The sequence below is a fragment of the Streptococcus sp. NCTC 11567 genome, assembly GCF_902141215.1.
Classification (GTDB): Bacteria; Bacillota; Bacilli; order Lactobacillales; family Streptococcaceae; genus Streptococcus; species Streptococcus dysgalactiae.
Window position 1 is genome coordinate 1,784,981 of sequence record NZ_LR595857.1, and the last position, 15,986, is coordinate 1,800,966.

Genomic DNA, 15,986 nt, shown 5'->3' on the forward strand with positions numbered 1-15,986 from the left:
AAAAGCAACCGATAAAAAGATAAGACATTTTATGTTGCAAAAAAAGGCTGTTTGGCGCTATGCCATGCAGCCTTTTTTTATTATCGTTTTCCAAATATAGCTGAAACAAGAACAATCACTATGGCAGCTCCCAAGATTGATGGAAAGACAGCCATACCAGCTAACTGAATCCCCCAATCCCCAAATAAGCGTTGTCCCACAGCTGATCCAATAAGACCAGCTGCAATATTAGTGAAACAACCCATGGATTGACTCTTTTCAGTGATTTTACCAGCTATCATACCAATAAAAGCACCAACAATTAAAGACCAAATCATGTTCAATACTCCTTTATCATATCATCATTTTTAACTGACTTGAAATAGATTAGCGATTAGCAAGTCTTCTTCAGAATCTTTTTTGCCTCTTGACTGCTTTTAGTAACCATCTTTCTCTTTGATAAAGCAACAAATCTCTAAAGGAAATCAGTAGAACAGCAACTAAAATCAAAGCCATTCCTAGAAGATCAATAACGTAAAAAAGTTCTTTCATTAGCACAATGGCGAAAAAAACCGATGCTACTGGCTCTATGGACGCCAACAAAGTCGCCTTAACGGGACCGATGAGTGAAGCTCCTTTTAAGAAAAAGGTGTAAGCAAAAATAGTTCCAATCCCAATAATTCCAATAAGGGCTACTAGATTATCAGCCGTTAACATAAGGGGATAGCGCCAAGCCCTCGTTACGATTGGAAAAACCACTCCTCCCATTAACATCGCAAGTCCAATAACGATCAAGCTGCCCCAAGTCTTAATCATATTAACGGGTTTAATCACGCAATAAGCATAGGTAAGGGCTGAAAAAACTCCCCAGAAAAGACCAATTGGGCTAATGGCTAAGTGAGATAGTTCTCCATGACAAGCCATAATAACTGTGCCAAGTATAGCTAAGAGAATTGCTAGAGATTCTGTGATAGTCGGCAACCGTTTAGCTGTGGCGGACACAAAAATCAACACTAAAATAGGAGATAAATACTGTAACACAGTGGCTGTGCCAGCATTGGAATAACGGATCGCCATCAAATAGGCGTACTGATTGAGCCCCAATCCTAAAAGACTATAAATCAAGAGTTCCTTGAAATGTTTTTTAGTGGTCACAAGGGCAATGACTTTTTCTTTGTGACGCCACAGGACTAGGGCAGTCAAGACGACCCCTGAAATCATGAGCCTTAACGACGTTAGCAAATGAACATCCGTGCCATGAGCCATTAAATATTGACCAGAAGCACCTGAAATTCCCCAAGCTAGCCCTGCCAAAAGAACCATTAAACTACCTTTAACCGTTTTTGACATGCTATCCCCTTTCTCTGCTTCATCACCAACCATTTTAGCATAGTTTTAGAAGCTTTGATAGTCCATCTAAGCCTACAAGTTTTCCTATTTCCAGAACTGAAAAGAATAGCAGGTCACCAACTCCGCTACTTCAATCCTAATCCGCCTAAAACAAATAGACAAAAAGCAGCCCACCTTCCAGGGTGACTGCCTTTTAACAAACTAAAAGTTTGTTCAAAAAAGTTTAATCTAACAGTTTTTGCAATTCTTGAGCTAATAATTGTTGAGCGACTTGTGGATTAGCTTGACCTTTGGTTGCCTTCATCAAGAAGCCTGTGAAAGCCTTATCAGCATTACGTTTGCCTGATTTGAAATCAGCCACTGCAGCTTCATTATCAGCAAAGACTTGATGAATAATTGGTACCAGAACAGCTGGATCAGAAATCTGAACAAGCCCTGCTTTTTCCACATAAGCACGTGCTGAGCCACCGTTTTTAGCCAAATGCACAAAAACCTTCTTAGCCATTTTAGAAGAGATTGTACCATCAGCAATGATAGCAATCATCTCCACCAAATTTTCTGGTGTCAGAGCGATTTCTTCAATGGTTTTGCCTTCTGCATTTAAGAATTGGGCAACTTCTCCTTGCAACCAGTTAGAGACTTGCTTGGCATCGCCACCAAGACTTACTGCAGTTTCAAAGAAATCTGACAAGGCTTTGGTAGCTGTTAGCTGGCTAGCATCATAAGCTGAGAGGCCAAGTTCCTCTTCATATTTAGCACGACGCCGAGCTGGGAATTGAGGTAATTGAGCACGCATCTCGTCAATCCAAGCATCATCAATCTCATATAATGGCAGGTCTGGTTCTGGGAAATAACGATAGTCCGCTGCCCCTTCTTTGACCCGCATCAAAATAGTCCCCTTATTCGCTTCGTCATAGCGGCGCGTTTCTTGGCGTATCACACCACCTGAACGCAAGAGTTTGGCTTGACGTTCCACCTCAAATTCAAGCCCTTTACGGACATTTGAGAAGGAGTTCAAGTTTTTCAATTCGGTCTTTGTTCCAAATTGTTCTTGCCCGTAAGGACGAAGAGAAATATTGGCATCCACACGCATGGAGCCTTCTTCCATCTTGACATCAGAAATGCCCGTATACTGGATGATTTCTTTCAGAGCTGTCAAATAAGCATAGGCTTCTTCAGGAGAACGCATGTCGGCTTCTGACACAATCTCAATCAAAGGAACTCCTTGGCGGTTAAGGTCCACATAAGAATAACCATCTGTGCCATGAGTGTTTTTACCAGCATCTTCTTCCAAGTGTGCGCGTTCAATACGAATTTTCTTGGTTGAACCGTCTTCTAGTTTGATATCAATCCAGCCGTTGTAACCAATCGGCTCATCAAACTGTGAAATTTGATAAGCTTTAGGATTATCTGGGTAGAAATAATTTTTGCGGTCAAAGTGCATCTCTTTATGGATGTCCATATTAAGGGCAAGCGCTGCTTTTATGCCCGCATCAATCACCCCTTTGTTCATGACTGGTAAGACCCCTGGGAAAGACCAATCAATCACATTCGTGTTGGCATTTGGGTCCTCACCAAAGTGAGCTGACGAAGGTGAGAAAATTTTGGAATTGGTATTTAATTCCACATGGACTTCAAGCCCAATAATGGTTTCAAAATTCATTACTTGTCACCTCCAAAAATAATCGGTTGTTGCTTGTGATAATCTGTCACCGCTTCAAAGGCTGCTGCTGCTTGATAGATGGTTTCTTCAGCGTATTTCGGACCAATTAATTGAAGCCCTACTGGCAAGCCATCGACGAATCCTGCTGGAATGGAAATTCCTGGCAGACCAGCCAAGTTAACTGGAATGGTCAATAAGTCGGCCAAATACATGGCAACAGGATCGTGGTTGAGTGTGTCTAAGCCAAAAGCAACCGTCGGTGTTGTTGGGCCTAGAATAAGATCATAATCCGCAAAGACCTTGTCAAAATCTTGAATAATCAAAGTGCGCACTTGACCGGCCTTTTTGAAATAAGCGTCATAATAACCTGATGACAAACTAAAGGTCCCAAGCATGATACGACGTTTAACCTCATCACCAAAGCCTTGGCTACGAGTGTTAACATAGATTTCATCCAAGTTTTTAGCATCGTCAGCACGGAAACCATAGCGAATGCCATCAAAACGTTGTAAGTTTGAGGACGCTTCTGACGAAGCAATAATGTAATAGACAGCCACACCATATTTGCTATGTGGAAGACTAACTTCCTCAACAGTAGCTCCTAAGGCTTCAAATTGTTTAGCTGCCGCAAGAACCGTTTCCTTAATCTCAGGATCAATCCCTTCGCCAAGATACTCTTTAGGAAGGGCAATCTTCATGCCTTTAATGTCACGACCAATCTTAGATGTGTAGTCTGCAATGCGAACAGGTGCTGAAGTGGCATCCTTGACATCGCTACTTGCAATCACATTTAATAATTGGGCATTTTCTTTGACTGTCGGAGCAAAAGGTCCAATCTGATCAAGTGAACTTCCAAAAGCAATGAGACCATAGCGAGAAACAGTGCCATAGGTTGGTTTCAAACCGACAACACCATTAAATGCAGCTGGCTGCCGAATAGAACCACCAGTGTCTGAACCAAGAGATAAACGGACTTGTCCTGAAGCGACTGCTGTTGCCGAACCACCTGATGAGCCTCCAGGTACTTTTGTGTGGTCCCAAGCATTTTTCGTTTTCTTGAAATAAGAGGTTTCTGTTGAACCACCCATGGCAAATTCGTCCATGTTGGTTTTTCCAATAACAATCATGTCTTTAGCGTAGGCATTTGCTACTGATGTGGCATTAAAAATCGGCTCGTAGTTATACAACATTTTTGAAGCGGCTGTGGTTAGGATTCCCTTGGTTGAAATATTATCCTTAACAGCTAACGGAATACCTGACATGAGGTTGTCAGCATAAATACCTTTGGCATCAATTGCCGCAGCTTGTTTAAGAGCAACTTCTTCTGAAACAGTAATAAACGATCCGACAGCCTCCTCACGAGACTTGATGTCTTCAAGTGTTGCTTGGGTCAATTCTGTTGCTGAAATCTCCTTAGCTACAAGGAGGTCATGCAACTCTTCAATGGTTTTATGATTAAAAGACATTAGGCATCTCCTCCGTCATCCAAAATAGCAGGTACCTTGATAAAGTGATTTTCTTTTTCAGGAACATTTTTAAAGAGCAAGGCACGGTCTGTTCCTTCTTCAGCGACATCTTGACGCATCACATTTTTCTTATCTGCCATAGTTGTTGTAATGGCAACACCTTCGGTATCAACTTCGTTCAGCAATTCAACCATGTCAACGATTTTAGATAGGGTCGTTGCAAAGGTTGTTGTCTCACTTTCTGAAAATGATAATTTTGATAGCTTCGCGACATGGCGAACTTCTTCTTCAGAAATTTTCATGATTTCTCCCATCCAAGATGACAAGAAGTATTCCAGTTCCAAAGAACAGCTCTGCTATTCTCTAAAGGTAGCGGAAAAACTTCTCACATCATTTTTACATAGTCTCAATTATTATATCACAATTGTTCCCATTTACCATAGGTGACTAATGCAATTCTAGAAAGCCATACAGCAAAAAACTTCCTGACTAAGGTCAGAAAAACTTAGTCAGGAAGTGTGACAAACTAAACTCTATTTGTCTTGGGTAAGACTGTGGCCTGAAGCTTTGATGGCAGCCTGAGCAGCCGCCAAGCGAGTAAGCGGCACTCTAAATGGCGAACAAGAAACGTAGGTCAGGCCTTGGCTGTGGCAAAAGGCAATGGAAGCAGGATCGCCACCATGTTCCCCACAAATACCAAGTTTCAAGTCAGGCTTAACCGAACGGGCTAATGAAATGGCGGTACTAAAGAGACGGCCAATCCCTTTCTGATCAAAGGTCTGGAACGGATCCTTGTCAAAAATACCCCTGTCAACGTATTCCCCCAAGAATTTTCCAGCATCGTCTCGGGAAAAACCAAAGCCCATTTGTGTTAGGTCGTTTGTGCCGAAACTGAAGAAATCCGCATACTGAGCGATGTCATCGGCTGTCACACAAGCTCTTGGAATTTCAATCATCGTCCCAATGGTGTAAGCCAACTCTTGATCTGCAGCTGCCAGTTCTTCTTGCATGGTTTGCTCAATGAGGGGGCGTAAGGCAGCCAACTCTTTAGCGCTGCTAATCAGCGGCACCATGATTTCGGGTGTTACTTCATAGCCTTCTTGTAAAGCTTTGATTGCACCTTGAGCAATGGCTTTAACCTGCATTTGATAAATTTCGGGGTAAGCAATGGCTAAACGACAACCACGGTGCCCCAGCATAGGGTTAAATTCTTCCAAGTCAGCAATGCGTTTGTGAAGGTAATCTAAGGGATAACCCATCTGCTCTGCCAAATCCTTAATCGCTTTTTCCTCATGCGGCAAGAATTCATGTAGTGGTGGGTCTAAGAGACGAATGGTACAGGCTCTGCCATTCAATACTTTAAAAATCTCATAAAAATCCTGACGTTGGAAAGGCAATAGTTTGTCCAGAGCTTTGAGACGGTCATCTAAACCATCTGCTAAAATCATTTCACGAACAGCTGTAATCCTGTCTTCCTCAAAGAACATGTGCTCGGTGCGGCACAAACCAATGCCTTCTGCCCCAAAGTCAATCGCTTTTTGGGCATCACGAGGGTTGTCAGCATTGGTTCTGACCAACATATCACGCGCCTCATCAACCCAGCTCATAAAGGTGGTGTAGGTGTCATCAACTGTTACGGAGGTCATGGCTAGTTCTCCCAGATAAACTCTGCCTGTGCTGCCATCAATAGAAAGATAGTCTCCCTCGTGAATCTGTCTGCCATCCACATCAATGGTTTTTGCAGCTTCATTAACCCGTAATTGACTACAACCGGCCACACAAGTTTTCCCCATACCTCTTGCAACAACTGCTGCGTGAGAAGTCATGCCCCCACGAGCCGTTAAAATACCAGTTGCCTTGACCATCCCTTCAATATCTTCTGGAGATGTTTCTTGCCGTACTAAAAGGCAAGGTTCTCCTTGTTTGGCATGAGCAACCACATCCTCTGCATGGAAATAAACACGGCCCGAAGCAGCTCCTGGTGAGGCAGGTAGTCCTTTTGCTAGACAAAGAGCTTCTTGACAGGCTTTGGAGTCAAAAGTAGGATGGAGCAACTGGTCCAGTTGACTAGGCTCAATGCGTAAAATAGCCTCTTCTTTGCTAATCAGCCCTTCTTTCACCAAATCAACGGCAATCTTGATAGCGGCCTTGGCAGTACGTTTCCCATTACGGGTCTGTAGCATATAAAGCTTACCCTTCTCGATAGTGAATTCCACATCCTGCATATCACGATAGTGCTTTTCCAGAAGCTGAGTGATAGCAACAAATTGATTATAAATAGCTGGCATCTCTTTTTCCAGAGTGGCAATGCTTTGAGGTGTCCGAATGCCTGCCACCACATCTTCTCCCTGGGCATTGATCAAATATTCTCCAAAAAGGACAGCCTCTCCTGTGGCAGGATTACGGGTAAAGGCAACTCCCGTACCACTATCTGCTCCCATATTACCGAAAACCATGGACTGGATATTCACCGCTGTTCCCAATTGATCTGAAATATCATTGAGCTGACGATAAATACGAGCCCTTGGGTTATTCCAAGACCGAAAAACAGCTTTAATCGCCAATAACAGTTGTTCCTTAGGATCCTGAGGAAATGCTTTCCCCATTTCACTTTGGTAGATGGTTTTGTATTCAGCAACAATAGCCATGAGATCATCAGTTGTCAAATCGGTATCACTCTGATAGCCCTTAGCTTCTTTAATCCGATCAAGCACCGCTTCAAATTTGTACTTAGGGATTTCCATAGCCACGTCCGAAAACATTTGAATAAAACGGCGGTAACTGTCATAAGCAAAACGTTCATTTTGAGTACTTGAAGCCAGCCCAAGCACACTTTTATCATTTAATCCGAGGTTTAAAATGGTATCCATCATGCCAGGCATGGAAAAAACAGCACCCGACCGAACAGAGACAAGAAGTGGATTGTCGTCACTGCCTAATACCTTCCCCTGAACCTTCTCCAATTCCAGCAAGGCCTGGTCAATTTGGTATAACACCAGCGAGCTGACCTGACCGTCTTTTTCATAATAATCATTGCAAGCTTCTGTGGTAATGGTAAACCCTTGCGGCACAGGCAGGCCAATAGCTGTCATTTCAGCCAAATTTGCTCCCTTACCACCCAGTAAGTCACGCATGTCTTTGTGACCTTGATCAAACCGATAAACAAATGTCGTTCCCATGATAAGCCTCCTATTACCTGTCGTAATCTTTAACAACAGTTACACCATTTGACGTCAATAATTCTAAAATAATACTTGCAGTCTCCTCAATCGCCTTATGAGCGACATTGATCACCGGACAATTGAGAGATTTCATGACCGCATCTGCATAATCCAATTCCTCCAAAATGCGGTCCATTTTAGCATAATTAGCTGCGCCCGAGACACCAAGTGCCTTTAAGCGTTCGCTTCGAATATGATTGAGTTTTTCAGGCGAGTTGGTCAATCCGATAATCCGCTTAGGAGACACCTGACTCAATTCCTTAGGAATTGGAATTTCGGGCACCAAAGGGATATTAACCACCTTTAATTGTTTGTCGGCAAGGTACATGCTAAGAGGAGTTTTAGACGTCCTTGATACCCCCAGCAAAATCACATCTGCTTTCAAAATCCCTCTTGGATCCTTGCCATCATCATATTTGACTGCAAATTCAATCGCATCCACACGTTTGAAGTAATGATTGTCCAAACGCCGCAGGATTCCTGGTTCTCCCAACGGCTTAGCACCCGAGATACTAGCCATAGCCTTAATAACGTTTGTTAACAAATCAACGTAGACAAAACCTTCTTCTTGGCATCGTTTTTCAGCATAACTTGCCAGTTTTTCATCCACCAAACTAAACATTAAAAAAGCTGTTGTTTGTCTAGCTTCTTCAAAAACCTTATCAAGCAAGTCGACTCTATTAATATAGGAAAAGCGGCGAAATTCCCAGTGGTCATGATTGGGAAATTGGTAAATACAGGCCTTAGCTAAGGCTCTAGCCGTTTCTCCTAAAGAGTCAGAAACAATAAAAATCGATAGTTGGTCTTCCATGAGAACCTCCTTCAATATCCCTACAATTCTAGAAAAAGACGACTAATAATGGTTTTAGATAACTTCCCTACCACGGTCATTTTATCAGGAAAATCAGGATCTAACCGAACCACGGGTAAGCTATCAACTTCTCGTTTAACCAGTAAATCCGCTGCCTGACTAACTGAGGCATCCTCCAAAACAGTGGTCACATTAGGAACACGAGTCATAACCATACCAATCGGTAGCTTGGTTAGGTCGCTACCTCCTATCGCCGCCTTGAGCAAGTCTTTTCGAGAAACCAAGCCACAAAGGTAATTGTCCTTATCCAAAACAAATACCCCTCCACTATCTTCCATAAAGAGGCTAACAATCACGTCATAAACCGAATCGTCTTGATGAGCTGTGAGCGGAATACCCATGACATCAGATACTTTGACATCTCTAATAGAGGTTTGAGCTGTCGCTAAGATGCCTTCCCCCTGGTAAAAATAGCCAACTTTGGGTTTAGCATCTAAAATGCCCAACATGGTCAGAACAACCAAATCCGATCGTAAGGCTGCTCTAGTAACTTGAAGGAGGTCTGCAATATGCTCCCCAGTGATAGGCTCTTCTTTTTTGACAATCGCTATAATAGCTTGTTGCCGCTGAGTTAGTTGAATAAGATCACAACCTTTCTTATATGTGATATACTATTTATTATATATGGTACATTATATCCGATATTAAAAACGTTTTCAAGTAAAAAGTCATCACTTTTCTTTTTCAATCCCCTTTCTGGCCATTCCTTTTTCTTCTAGTCCCTAACAAGTCACAAAAAAAGACCTCTTTAGGTCTTTTTTAACGATTTATATTACCTAACTTTCTAAAAGGTGAGAGCCTCATCCCAAGCTTGAGTTCCACCCTCTACTGACACAGCAGAGTAACCTTTGCTTTCTAAAAAGGCAACCGCTTGAGCTGAACGTGCTCCTGACTGGCAAATCACGTGGTATTCTTTGCCGTTATCAAGTTCTTGATAATGGTGAACAAAGCTAGACAAAGGCATATTAAGAGCACCGGGAACATGACCTGAAGTATATTCATCAACTTCCCTAACGTCGATCAAGGCCACGTTATGTTTCTGACGTGCTGCTTTTAAAGCCGATACAGATTCTGTTCTAATCATGACTAATCCTTTCTGGGTAAATCGATTGGTATAGGGCATAAGCTCCATCCAGATTGACCACATCAAAACCATTTTGTTTCAAGATTCTCTCTGCTAAATAGGACCTTAGGCCACTATGACAGCTCACAATGTAGGAAACACTCTTATCCAGTTCTTCTAGACGACCACGCAGTTGATCTAAAGGAACATTAATACCATTACCGAAATGTCCTCCAGCGTATTCCGTTGCCGTTCTAACATCTAATAAACGTTTGCCTTTCGCCAACTCTTCTTCCAATTGGTACCATTGAACAGATTGGCTAAGGCCTTCCAGTACATTCAAGGCAGCGTAGCCTAGCATGTTGACAGGGTCTTTTGCTGAACCAAATGGTGGAGCGTAGGTTAACTCTAGTTCCGGCAAATCAGCGACGCTTAATCCGGCTTTAATAGCTGTCGCTAGAATATCAATCCGTTTGTCCACTCCTTTAGCCCCAACCGCTTGAGCCCCATAAATACGCCCATCCGTTTGACTAAAGATTAATTTAAGGGTCATTGAACTAGCTCCTGGATAATAGGAAGCATGATCATTTCCTGTCACATGCACAACAGCTACATCTTGAAAAGCATCCCTAGCCGCCTTTTCTCCTAGACCCGTTGTAGCTGCAGTTAGATCAAAGACACGCACAATAGCAGTGCCTAAACTGCCTTTGTTCTTTCGAGAAAGGCCAGCGATGACATCAGCTACCTGACGTCCTTGACGGTTAGCTGGACTAGCTAGAGCGATTAAGGCATCTTGACCTGTTAATTCTTGCTTCACTACAATGGCATCACCTACTGCATAAATATCAGGTTGACTGGTTTGATAAGAAGCATCAACTAAAATACCACCACGTAATCCCAAAGCCAATCCAGCTTCTTTGGCTAAAAGTGACTCTGGTTGCACTCCCACGGACAAAATAGTCAGTGAGGTCTCTAAACGTGTTCCGTCTTCCAAAACAAGCTTTCTACCTGCTTCTTCCATGGCTGTTAGAGATTGTCCTGTGATAACTGTCACCCCTTGCTTCTGCAACTCTTTTTGAATAAAGCTCGCCATTTCTTCATCCAGAGGAGGTAAGACATGATCAGCTTTTTCAACAATAGTGACGTCGTAACCTTTTTTAACAAGGGCTTCTGCCATCTCAAGACCAATAAAACCAGCCCCTACTACAGTGGCTTTCCCAACTTGTTGCTGTTGAACAACTGCCATAATCTTATCTAAGTCCGGGATATTTCTTAAGGTAAAGATATTTTGAGCATCCGACAGACCATCAATATTGGGAATAAAGGGTTTGGCCCCTGGTGAGAGAATTAATTTATCATAACTTTCTTGGTAGCTCTTGCCATCATGTTCAAGGGTAACCATCTTATTGACTGGATCAATATGCAAAGCTTCTGTCTCAGGTCGGACGTCCAAATTAAATCGAGCTTTTAGACGTTCAGGCGTTTGCACCAATAATTGATGACGCTCAGCGATTTCACCAGATACATAGAAAGGCAAGCCACAGTTTGCAAATGAGACATAAGGCCCTTTATCAATCACGATAATTTCTGCATCTTCCCTTAATCGTCTTAAACGAGTAGCTGCTGACATGCCACCAGCAACACCACCGATAATAAGTACCTTCATTGTTTCTCCTTATCTCTTTATTTCTTTTTCACTAACAAAGTGTTATCAGTCCAATGCGACATGCCACCTTTAACATCAACCACTTGATACCCCTGATTCGCAAGAAATCGGCAGACCCTTTTACTTCGCATACCTGATTGACAAATCACATAGAGAGGTTCCTGTTTATCCCCTCGAAATTGTGCTAAACCAGACAGAGGAGTGTTGGTAGCTTGTCGAATATGACCACCTTGATATTCTTTTCGTGTTCGAACATCCACGAGCTGTAGTTTGTCCTGTTTGAGCAGCTCAACTAACATTTCTACTGAAATACTTGGTATTCTTAAAAAAATGCATGCTAATAGTTTAGAAATCATGTAAAAGACCTTTCTTTTCTGCATACCCCACAGGGTATGTAAAGAATAACACGTAGACTTTTGAAAGTCAATCAAAAAGTTTGAAAATAGCGAATTCTGAAGTCTTCCAATCTCCTTCAAAAACAATACCAGAGTGAATAGCAAAAGCACTTCCTCATAGTTGACAAAGGGAACAAGGACCAGTATAATGAAAAATCAGAAATGAGGTAAGCCATGAAAAGAGAGAAAAAAGACATCCTTAATCGCCTTAAACGGACAGAGGGGCAATTACGTGGAGTTCAAAAAATGATTGAAGAAGAACAAGCCTGTTTTGATATTATCACACAGCTAACTGCTATTCGATCAAGTATCAATAGCACAATGGGATTGGTCATAGGCGAGAAAATAGCCCAACTTATTGAGGAGCCGGAAACAGATCCTGTTTTACAAGAAGAACGCCTCAATCAAGCCATTCAACTCATTGTCAAAAAATAGATTATCGTCCAAACGTCGTTTAGCAGCCACTAAAAAGGAGACATCGTCTGATGCCTCTTTTTGTTGTTACTCAATAATGGTCGCGCCCAAAACCTGTTCAAAATGAGCCAAGGCCCACTGGTGTGATTGATCTGATATACTCGCAACTGCTGAACGAACAACCTCCAGCTTGTAACCTAAATTGTAAGCGTCAATGGCAGTATGCAAGACACAGATATCGGTTAGAACTCCTGTTAAGACTACTGTATTAACACCACGTTCGCGCAGCCGAATATCCAAATCTGTCCCCGAAAAAGCAGAATAGTGACGCTTATCTAACCAGAATACTTTAGGGTCTTGTTTTATCTGTTGATAGACTTTGTCCAAAGGACCATAAAGGTCACGCCCTTTACTTCCCTTAAGATTATGAGGGGGGAAAAGTTTGCTTTCTGGGTGCCATGGATCGTTCTCATCATGACAATCAATAGCAAAGAAAATATAGTCCCCTCGCTCAAATGCTTTTTCGGTCACCTCAGCTATGGTTGACGAAATAGCTTGGGCAGCTTTTCCTGCGCTCAGCTTCCCATCATCTGCGACAAAATCGTTTGTGTAGTCAATTGAAATCAATGCTCTCATCAGTATCTCCTAAACAGGGGAACCCCCCTTATCTCCTCTATTGCTCTCAATTGTAACAAATTTCTTTACAGGTGTCAAGACAACTAACCTAGCCAAAAAAAGACACCAAAAAACACCTCTTAAAAAGAGATGTTTTTTGTTTAAAATTCTTTCAATTTATCAAAAATACCCTCATTAATAACTTTGAGGTAGGTTCCCTTCATGCCGAGAGAGCGACTTTCAATAATACCAGCACTTTCCAATTTACGAAGGGCATTGACGATCACAGATCGTGTAATGCCAATACGGTCAGCAATGACAGAAGCTGTTAAACGCCCTTCGTTACCATCCAATTCACCAAGAATAGCTGCAACAGCCTTCATTTCTGAATAAGATAGGGTGTTAATAGCCATGTTGACAGCAGTTTGCTTGCGGATCGTTTCTTCCAGGTTTTCTGTTTGAAGGTTTAACAACTGAATCCCAACAACCGTGCTTGAAATTTCAACCAAGATGAGGTCCTCATCACTAAACTCATTATCGTTGCGCCAAATGATAAGAGATCCTAGACGCATACCTCCACCATAAATCGGTGCAATTGTTGTCAAACCATCTGGATAGATGTCTTTCGATTCCACAGGAAAAATGGTTAATTCACTTTCCACTGAAAGATTGGCCTCAGTGTCGTAGACACGGCTAGCTGCTTTGACATAAGTATCTGGAAATTGCTTAGCTTCAAAAAATTCCTCAACACGGTCTGTGTTGGTTTTATATTTCATGGCATAACCAAGTAGGGTTCCTCCGCCATTGATAATGCAGGCATTACAGTCAATAATATCTGCCAAGCGAGACGCCATCGTATTATATGGGAGTTCTGTCTCCAAGCTATCTACAGAGCGCTGTAGAATAGACGTAATTTTACGAGTTTTTTCTAATAAGTTAGGCATTTTCTTCCTTTTCCTTCGAATTATTTGCTTTTCAATTATAACAAAGCCGGTCTACTTTTGCAAGGAATTATCAGAAAATTATCTATTCTTTTGACAATTCAAAGTAATAGTGGTAACTTTTTCCGTTTATCTCATAAAAGCGACCACATCAATGATAGTTAGTGTCACATATTATAAAAGCCATTACTGTCGTAGGCATCACAAAAGAGACCACATCAATTGTGATCCCTCGTGTTTTTTAATTAATTGGATATGAGAAATATATTAGCGTTTGTACTGATGTAAGACGCGGGTGATTTTTTCCTGAACATCTTCTAATTCTTCCACGGTTGGTAAGTACACAATTCGGAAGTGGTCTGGGTCCTTCCAGTTGAAGCCTCGGCCATGAACCAACATCACCTTTTCTTGTTTTAATAATTGGAGCACAAATTCTTCATCATCATCGATACGATACATATTACGATCAATCTTAGGAAAAAGGTAAAGACCTGCTTTGGGTTTAACTGCAGATAAGCCTGGAATCGCATTGATGGCTTCATGGATAAAATTACGTTGCTCAAAAATACGTCCACCTGGCAACAAGAGCTCATCAACAGACTGACGACCGCCTAGAGATGTTTGCACTACCTGTTGGGCCAACACATTGGAGCAGAGGCGCATATTCGCTAGCATATTCAATCCTTCGATATAGCCTTTCACGTGATCTTTTGGCCCAGATAAGACCATCCAACCTACTCGGAAACCAGCAATACGATGGGATTTTGATAAGCCATTCATGGATACACAAAATACATCTGGCGCTAAACTAGCAATGGCAACATGCTCCTCTCCGTCCATAACCAATCGGTCATAGATTTCATCGGCAAAAATAATCAGCTGGTGCTCTCTTGCAAGGGCAACAATATCTTCTAGGACTTCTTTAGGGTAAAGGGCACCAGTGGGATTGTTAGGGTTGATGACCACAATAGCTTTGGTGCGACTCGTGATTTTTGATTTGATATCAGCAATGTCAGGATACCAATCCGCTTCTTCATCACACAAGTAATGCACAGCTTTGCCACCACCCAGACTGACACAGGCTGTCCATAGAGGGTAATCTGGCATAGGAACCAACACCTCATCCCCATCATCAAGCAGGGCTTGTAATGACATGGAAATTAATTCTGACACCCCATTTCCCAAATAAATATCCTCAATATCTATCTCCGGGAAACCTTTCAGCTGACAATATTGCATAATGGCTTTGCGGGCAGAAAAGATACCCTTGCTATCTGAATACCCTTCACTAAGCCTCGCATTGACAATCAAATCACGGATGACCTCATCAGGAGCCTCAAACCCAAAAGCCGCTGGGTTACCGGTGTTTAATCGAAGGATTTTTTCACCGTTAGCAATCATACGGTTGGCTTCGTCTAAAACAGGACCTCGAATGTCGTAGGCGACATGTTCTAATTTTGATGATTTTTCAATAATTTTCATAGTCTCATTTACCTCGTATCCCATATTATAAACCAAAATAAGTAAAATAGAAAGAATTTATCCATTCCAAGTCCCGATATCAAATAGGGAAGTTTCAATCTAAAAACTTCAAAAACAACCCTATAACATGACCGATTAGTACAGCAAATTATGCAGGGCGTATATCAAAAAGCCGTTGTAGGAGGGTGTTAGTATTTTGGTAACCTCATTTGTTACAAGGAATCTTTTTTCTTTCAGGAAAAACATTAAACCGCTTTCATAATCAAACAAAAAAGAGTATAATAAGACTAACAATAAAAGTTATTGTTTTGACAAATGGTAAAGGAGGGCAATCTTATGTCACAAAAATACGAACGTATCCTCGTCGCTATCGATGGCTCCTACGAGTCTGAATTAGCCTTCAACAAAGGTGTCAACGTTGCATTACGCAATGGGGCTTCTCTCTTTTTGACTCATGTGATTGATACACGCGCACTTCAAAGTGTTGCTACTTTTGATACCTATATCTACGAAAGATTGGAGCAAGAAGCCAAAGAAGTTTTAGGCGACTTTGAGAAACAAGCCCGAGCTGCAGGTATCGAAAACGTCAAACAAATTATTGAATTCGGCAATCCCAAAACCTTACTTGCTCATGATATTCCAGATCGCGAAAAGATTGATTTAATCATGGTCGGAGCTACTGGTCTCAACACCTTCGAACGCCTCCTTATCGGTTCATCTTCTGAGTACATCATGCGTAACGCCAAAGTGGATTTGCTTGTGGTGCGTGATACCTCAAAAACCCTTTAAACAAAAATTACAACCAGGTTTTAGATGAACTCATCAAAAGAAGGTCAATTATTCCCTTCATGTCAAAAGCA

16 protein-coding genes are annotated in these 15,986 nt (G+C 41.9%); 2 read left to right on the forward strand and 14 right to left on the reverse strand.

The window, feature by feature from the left end:
* Positions 1-80: 80 nt before the first annotated feature.
* From FQT67_RS08985 to FQT67_RS09035, 11 genes are all read right to left on the reverse strand, one after another.
* Positions 81-317: a GlsB/YeaQ/YmgE family stress response membrane protein gene (locus FQT67_RS08985; protein WP_003061408.1), complete on the reverse strand. Its 237-nt coding sequence runs from the start codon at positions 315-317 to the stop codon at positions 81-83.
* Positions 318-387: 70 nt separating this feature from the next.
* Positions 388-1,329, reverse strand: a complete 942-nt coding sequence (locus FQT67_RS08990; protein WP_048327534.1) for a DMT family transporter — start codon at positions 1,327-1,329, stop codon at positions 388-390.
* Between the two features lie 223 nt (positions 1,330-1,552).
* Positions 1,553-2,992 carry an Asp-tRNA(Asn)/Glu-tRNA(Gln) amidotransferase subunit GatB gene (gene gatB, locus FQT67_RS08995; protein ID WP_046176863.1) on the reverse strand — a complete coding sequence of 480 codons (1,440 nt, stop codon included), beginning with the start codon at positions 2,990-2,992 and terminating at the stop codon, positions 1,553-1,555.
* Complete coding sequence (gene gatA, locus FQT67_RS09000; RefSeq protein WP_046176864.1) at positions 2,992-4,458, reverse strand: Asp-tRNA(Asn)/Glu-tRNA(Gln) amidotransferase subunit GatA; 1,467 nt, start codon at positions 4,456-4,458, stop codon at positions 2,992-2,994. Before gatA ends, gatB begins: the two co-directional genes overlap by 1 nt.
* Entirely contained in the window at positions 4,458-4,760 is a 303-nt protein-coding gene (gene gatC / locus FQT67_RS09005) for an Asp-tRNA(Asn)/Glu-tRNA(Gln) amidotransferase subunit GatC (RefSeq protein ID WP_002988561.1), read from the reverse strand. Before gatC ends, gatA begins: the two co-directional genes overlap by 1 nt.
* A 231-nt stretch (positions 4,761-4,991) precedes the next feature.
* Positions 4,992-7,637 (reverse strand): pyruvate, phosphate dikinase, encoded by a 2,646-nt coding sequence (ppdK, locus tag FQT67_RS09010; RefSeq protein ID WP_046176865.1) that lies wholly within the window; start codon positions 7,635-7,637, stop codon positions 4,992-4,994.
* Positions 7,638-7,650: 13 nt separating this feature from the next.
* Positions 7,651-8,490, reverse strand: coding sequence for a pyruvate, water dikinase regulatory protein (locus FQT67_RS09015; protein ID WP_003053848.1), 840 nt, complete (start codon positions 8,488-8,490; stop codon positions 7,651-7,653).
* A 20-nt stretch (positions 8,491-8,510) separates the two neighbouring features.
* A complete protein-coding gene (locus FQT67_RS09020; protein WP_274047907.1) occupies positions 8,511-9,104 on the reverse strand; it encodes a helix-turn-helix transcriptional regulator in 594 nt (197 codons plus the stop codon).
* A gap of 230 nt (positions 9,105-9,334) precedes the next feature.
* Positions 9,335-9,634, reverse strand: a complete 300-nt coding sequence (locus FQT67_RS09025) for a rhodanese-like domain-containing protein (RefSeq protein ID WP_015058017.1) — start codon at positions 9,632-9,634, stop codon at positions 9,335-9,337.
* Positions 9,627-11,279: an FAD-dependent oxidoreductase gene (locus tag FQT67_RS09030; RefSeq protein ID WP_003059881.1), complete on the reverse strand. Its 1,653-nt coding sequence runs from the start codon at positions 11,277-11,279 to the stop codon at positions 9,627-9,629. Before FQT67_RS09030 ends, FQT67_RS09025 begins: the two co-directional genes overlap by 8 nt.
* Before the next feature lie 17 nt (positions 11,280-11,296).
* Positions 11,297-11,635: a rhodanese-like domain-containing protein gene (locus FQT67_RS09035; RefSeq protein WP_046176894.1), complete on the reverse strand. Its 339-nt coding sequence runs from the start codon at positions 11,633-11,635 to the stop codon at positions 11,297-11,299.
* 213 nt (positions 11,636-11,848) lie between these two features.
* Between FQT67_RS09035 and FQT67_RS09040 the strand changes: the two genes are divergently transcribed.
* Positions 11,849-12,109, forward strand: a complete 261-nt coding sequence (locus FQT67_RS09040; RefSeq protein ID WP_003053835.1) for a metal-sensitive transcriptional regulator — start codon at positions 11,849-11,851, stop codon at positions 12,107-12,109.
* A 66-nt stretch (positions 12,110-12,175) separates the two neighbouring features.
* Here FQT67_RS09040 and FQT67_RS09045 read toward each other — a convergent pair whose 3' ends face one another.
* The 3 genes from FQT67_RS09045 to FQT67_RS09055 form a co-directional block, all read right to left on the reverse strand.
* Positions 12,176-12,727: an isochorismatase family cysteine hydrolase gene (locus tag FQT67_RS09045; protein ID WP_172601569.1), complete on the reverse strand. Its 552-nt coding sequence runs from the start codon at positions 12,725-12,727 to the stop codon at positions 12,176-12,178.
* A 137-nt stretch (positions 12,728-12,864) separates the two neighbouring features.
* Positions 12,865-13,647, reverse strand: coding sequence for a GTP-sensing pleiotropic transcriptional regulator CodY (gene codY, locus FQT67_RS09050; RefSeq protein ID WP_003053880.1), 783 nt, complete (start codon positions 13,645-13,647; stop codon positions 12,865-12,867).
* A gap of 264 nt (positions 13,648-13,911) precedes the next feature.
* Positions 13,912-15,126 carry a pyridoxal phosphate-dependent aminotransferase gene (locus FQT67_RS09055; RefSeq protein ID WP_046176867.1) on the reverse strand — a complete coding sequence of 405 codons (1,215 nt, stop codon included), beginning with the start codon at positions 15,124-15,126 and terminating at the stop codon, positions 13,912-13,914.
* A 336-nt stretch (positions 15,127-15,462) separates the two neighbouring features.
* Here FQT67_RS09055 and FQT67_RS09060 point away from each other — a divergent pair, with 336 nt between their 5' ends.
* Positions 15,463-15,915, forward strand: a complete 453-nt coding sequence (locus FQT67_RS09060; protein ID WP_003052566.1) for a universal stress protein — start codon at positions 15,463-15,465, stop codon at positions 15,913-15,915.
* Positions 15,916-15,986 lie beyond the last annotated feature (71 nt).